This is a genomic window from Acinetobacter johnsonii (assembly GCF_048551975.1).
In the GTDB taxonomy this organism is placed as follows: domain Bacteria; phylum Pseudomonadota; class Gammaproteobacteria; order Pseudomonadales; family Moraxellaceae; genus Acinetobacter; species Acinetobacter johnsonii_A.
In genome coordinates, this window is sequence record NZ_JBIMCF010000205.1 from 1 (window position 1) to 280 (window position 280).

1 protein-coding gene is annotated in these 280 nt (G+C 41.8%); it reads right to left on the reverse strand.

The window, feature by feature from the left end; genetic code table 11:
- Positions 1–75: 75 nt before the first annotated feature.
- Positions 76–280 (reverse strand): reverse transcriptase domain-containing protein (locus ACG9ZB_RS17255; protein WP_419326848.1); only part of this gene is annotated, 205 nt, incomplete at its 5' end.

Here is a 280-nt window from a genome sequence, read left to right on the forward strand (position 1 = left end):
GTCTGACACTGTTTCCACTGTTTCCCCATCTATTTCCCATGAAGTGGTGGGACTGGATGCCATGATCTTAGTTTTCTAAATGTTGAGCTTTAAGCCAACTTTTTCACTCTCCTCTTTCACTTTCATCAAGAGGCTTTTTAGTTCCTCTTCACTTTCTGCCATAAGGGTGGTGTCATCTGCATATCTCAGATTATTGATATTTCTCCCGGCAATCTTGATTCCAGCCTGTGCTTCTTCCAGCCCAGCGTTTCTCATGATGTACTCTGCATATAAGTTAAAT